Origin of the sequence: Kineococcus indalonis (assembly GCF_009906395.1) — a bacterium.
Classification (GTDB): domain Bacteria; phylum Actinomycetota; class Actinomycetes; order Actinomycetales; family Kineococcaceae; genus Kineococcus; species Kineococcus indalonis.
In genome coordinates this window covers 1-3,796 of the sequence record NZ_JAAALM010000395.1, presented here as the reverse complement: position 1 = coordinate 3,796, position 3,796 = coordinate 1, and the positions used below count along the sequence as shown (strand labels likewise).

3 protein-coding genes are annotated in these 3,796 nt (G+C 77.4%); 1 reads left to right on the top strand and 2 read right to left on the bottom strand.

The features are described from left to right. Both GTR00_RS25940 and GTR00_RS16315 read right to left on the bottom strand, forming a co-directional pair. The coding region (locus GTR00_RS25940) for a sensor histidine kinase (RefSeq protein ID WP_166612643.1) at positions 1-1,336 on the bottom strand (1,336 nt) is incomplete at its 3' end. Between the two features lie 55 nt (positions 1,337-1,391). Further along, a complete protein-coding gene (locus GTR00_RS16315) occupies positions 1,392-2,138 on the bottom strand; it encodes a response regulator transcription factor (RefSeq protein WP_166612642.1) in 747 nt (248 codons plus the stop codon). Between the two features lie 234 nt (positions 2,139-2,372). Here GTR00_RS16315 and GTR00_RS16310 point away from each other — a divergent pair, with 234 nt between their 5' ends. Then, positions 2,373-3,755 (top strand): replication-associated recombination protein A, encoded by a 1,383-nt coding sequence (locus tag GTR00_RS16310; protein ID WP_323132537.1) that lies wholly within the window; start codon positions 2,373-2,375, stop codon positions 3,753-3,755. Positions 3,756-3,796: the final 41 nt, after the last annotated feature.

Here is a 3,796-nt window from a genome sequence, read left to right as displayed (position 1 = left end):
GCCCGGGACCGCGGTCCCGGTCGCCGCCGTCCCGGTTGCCGCCGTCCCGGTCGCCGCGGTCCCGGTCGCCGCGGTCCCGGGCCAGGCGCACCGTGACCGTGGTGCCCGGCGGGGTGTGGCTGCGGGCGTTGGCCAGCAGGTTCACCAGCACCTGGTGCAGCCGGGCGGCGTCACCGGTGACCTCCACCGCCTCCTCCGGCAGCTCCAGGCGCCAGGTGTGCTCCGGCCCGGCCGCCCGCGCGTCGCTGACGGCGTCCAGCACGGTCATCGTCAGGTCCACCCGCTCGCGCTCCAGCGGCCGGCCGGAGTCCAGGCGCGCCAGCAGCAGCAGGTCCTCCACCAGCCCCGTCATGCGCACCGCCTCCGACTCCACCCGGCGCAGCGCGTGGGCCACGTCGGCGGGCACCGGCTCGCGGCTGCGCCGGGCCAGCTCGGAGTAGCCGCGGATCGCGGCCAGCGGGGTGCGCAGCTCGTGGCTGGCGTCGGCGACGAACTGCCGCACGCGCTGCTCGGAGGCGTGCCGGGCGCTCAGCGCCGAGCCGACGTGCTCCAGCAGCCGGTTCAGCGCCGAGCCGACCCGGCCCACCTCGGTGCGCTCGTCGGTGTCGCGCTCGGGCACCCGGTGCTCCAGGGCCACCTCGCCGCGGTCCAGCTCCAGCTCCGAGACGCGGGTGGCGGTGGCGGCCACCCGCCGCAGCGGCGCCAGGTCCCGGCGCACCAGCACGGTGCCGGTGGCGGCGGCCGCCGCCACGCCCAGCAGGACCACGGCGGCCTCGACGCCCAGCACCCCCAGCAGGGTCGTCTCCACCCCCGCCAGCGGCACGCCGGTGACCTGCACGGCGTCCCCGCCGGGCAGGGTGGCCGCCACCACGCGGTAGGTGCCCAGCCCCGGCAGCTCGACGGTGGTGGGGTCGCCCAGCCCCACCGGGCGCAGCGCCTCGGCCTGCGCGCCCGTCAGCGCCACGGCGCACTCCTGCGCGCCGGTGGCGCTGGTGTCGATGACCCCCGACTGCGCGCCGACCAGCTCGCCGCCGGAGAAGCGCGCACCCAGCGTGCCGTCCACCTGCCCGGGCCCCACGAACGCCGGGCGCGTGCCCGACGGGCACGCGGTCGCGTCCTGCTGGCGCGGGCGGGGACCGCCGGGGCCGCCGAACTCCGCGCGCTGGGCGCGCTGCACGGACTCGCGCAGCTGCGCGTCGACCTGCTCCGTCAGCTCCCGGCGCAGCGCGTACGCGGTGACCAGGCCGGTCACCAGGCCCACCGCGACCAGCAGCGAGGTCAGGGTCAGGATCAGCCGGCTGCGCAGGGACTGCGGGCGGTGCAGCGGGTTCCTCACCGCCCCACCGTGGCCGACGCCGCGCCGGGCGTCGCGCCCGGCGCCGGGCGGCGCATCAGGCGGCGGGCTCGGCCGGGGCGGGCTTGAGCACGTACCCGGCGCCGCGCACGGTGTGGATCATCGGCGCGCGCCCGGCGTCGATCTTGCGGCGCAGGTAGGAGACGTACAGCTCCACGATGTTCGCCTGGCCGCCGAAGTCGTAGTTCCACACCCGGTCCAGGATCTGCGCCTTGGACAGCACCCGGCGCGGGTTGCGCATCAGGTAGCGCAGCAGCTCGAACTCCGTGGCGGTCAGCTTGACCTCCTCGCCGCCGCGGAACACCTCGTGGCTGTCCTCGTCCAGGACGAGGTCGCCGACGCTGAGCACGGGCTCCTGCTTGGCGGCGGCCAGGCCGGAGCGGCGCACCAGGCTGCGCAGGCGCGCCACGACCTCCTCCAGGCTGAACGGCTTGGTGACGTAGTCGTCGCCGCCGGCGGTCAGGCCCGCCACGCGGTCCTCCACGGCGTCCTTGGCCGTCAGGAACAGCACCGGCACCTCGGTGGAGTCCGCGCGCAGCCGGCGCAGCACCTCCAGGCCGTCGATGTCGGGCAGCATGATGTCCAGCACGACCGCGTCGGGGCGGAACGAGCGCGCCGTGCGCACCGCCTCCAGCCCGTCGGCCGCCGTGCGCACCTCCCAGCCCTCGTAGCGCAGCGCCATGCTGAGCAGCTCCGACAGGGTCGACTCGTCGTCGACGACGAGCACGCGCAGGGCGCTGCCGTCGGGACGCTGCAGGTCGGCGCGGGTGGTGGTCGCGGTCATGGCCCCATCGTCGGTGCCGCACCTGCGACCGTGCGGGGCGAACCCTGGGAAAGACCTGTGCACCGTCACCCGGACGGCTCAACGCCGGCACCTCGTCGGCGCCGGTGGGGCGCCGCGCGGGCCCACCGGTGCCCCACCGCGCACCCACCGCGCACCCACCGCGCACCCACCGCGCACCCACCGCGCACCCACCGCGCACCCACCGCGCCAGCGCGCGGGGCTACCGTGCGGGCCGTGGCCGACCTGTTCTCCGCCGACCCCGCGAGCGACCCCGCCGGCGGCGCGCTCCCGGGCGCGGCGGTCCTGGCCGGTGCGCCGCTGGCGGTGCGGATGCGCCCTCGCGGCGTCGACGAGGTCGTCGGCCAGCAGCACCTGCTCGGGCCCGGCTCGCCGCTGCGCCGCCTGGCCACCGAGGGCGACCTGGGTCGCGCCGGGCCGGCCTCGGTGGTGCTGTGGGGCCCGCCCGGCACCGGCAAGACGACGCTGGCGCACGTCATCGCCCGCTCCGGCGGGCGCCGCTTCGCGGAGCTGTCCGCCGTCACCGCCGGGGTGAAGGACGTGCGCCGCGTGATGGACGAGGCGCGCGAGCACCGCGACCTGCACGGCCGGCAGACCGTGCTGTTCCTCGACGAGATCCACCGCTTCACCAAGGCGCAGCAGGACGCGCTGCTGCCGGGGGTGGAGAACCGCTGGGTGGTGCTCGTGGCCGCCACGACGGAGAACCCCAGCTTCTCCGTCGTCACGCCGCTGCTCTCGCGCTCGCTGCTGCTGACCCTGCGCCCGCTGGCGGCCGAGGACGTGCGCGCCCTGCTGGGCGCGGCGGTGGCCGACCCGCGCGGCCTGGCCGGCGAGGTGGAGCTGAGCGCGGAGGCGCTGGAGCACCTCGTGCGCCTCGCCGACGGCGACGCGCGCCGCGCGCTGACCGCGCTGGAGGCCGCCGCCGGCGCGGCGTTCGACACCCCCGCCGCGCCCGGCGGGCACCCGGTGGTGACGCTGGAGCACGCCGAGCGGGCCCTGGACCGCGCCGCGGTGCGCTACGACCGCGCCGGGGACCAGCACTACGACGTGGCCAGCGCCTTCATCAAGTCCATGCGCGGCTCGGACGTCGACGCCGCCCTGCACTACCTGGCGCGCATGGTCGAGGCGGGGGAGGACCCGCGCTTCATCGCCCGCCGCGTGGTCATCGCCGCCTCCGAGGACGTGGGCATGGCCGACCCCTCGGCGCTGCAGACCGCGGTGGCCGCCCTGCACGCCGTGGCGCAGATCGGCATGCCCGAGGCGCGCATCGTGCTCGCCCAGGCGGTGGTGCACGTGGCCACCGCACCGAAGTCCAACGCCGCCTACCTCGGCGTCAACGCCGCGATCGCGGACGTGCGCGCCGGCCTGGGCGGGCCGGTGCCCGCCCACCTGCGCGACGCGCACTACTCCGGCGCCCAGCGCCTCGGGCACGGCAAGGGGTACGTGTACACGCACGACACCCCCGCGGGCGTGGCCGCGCAGCAGTACGCGCCCGACGAGCTGGTCGGCAAGGACTACTACGTGCCCACCGACCGCGGCTTCGAGGCGCAGCTGCGCGAGCGGCTGGCCCGCCTGCGCCGCATCGTGCGCGGCCGCTGAACCCGCGCCCGCCGCCGCGACGGCCCCGCGCTCGTCCCGCC

Coding starts and splice junctions, on each gene's coding strand:
- GTR00_RS16315 (WP_166612642.1), bottom strand. CDS start 2,138: ATGACCGCGACCACCACCCGCGCCGACCTGCAGCGTCCCGACGGCAGC.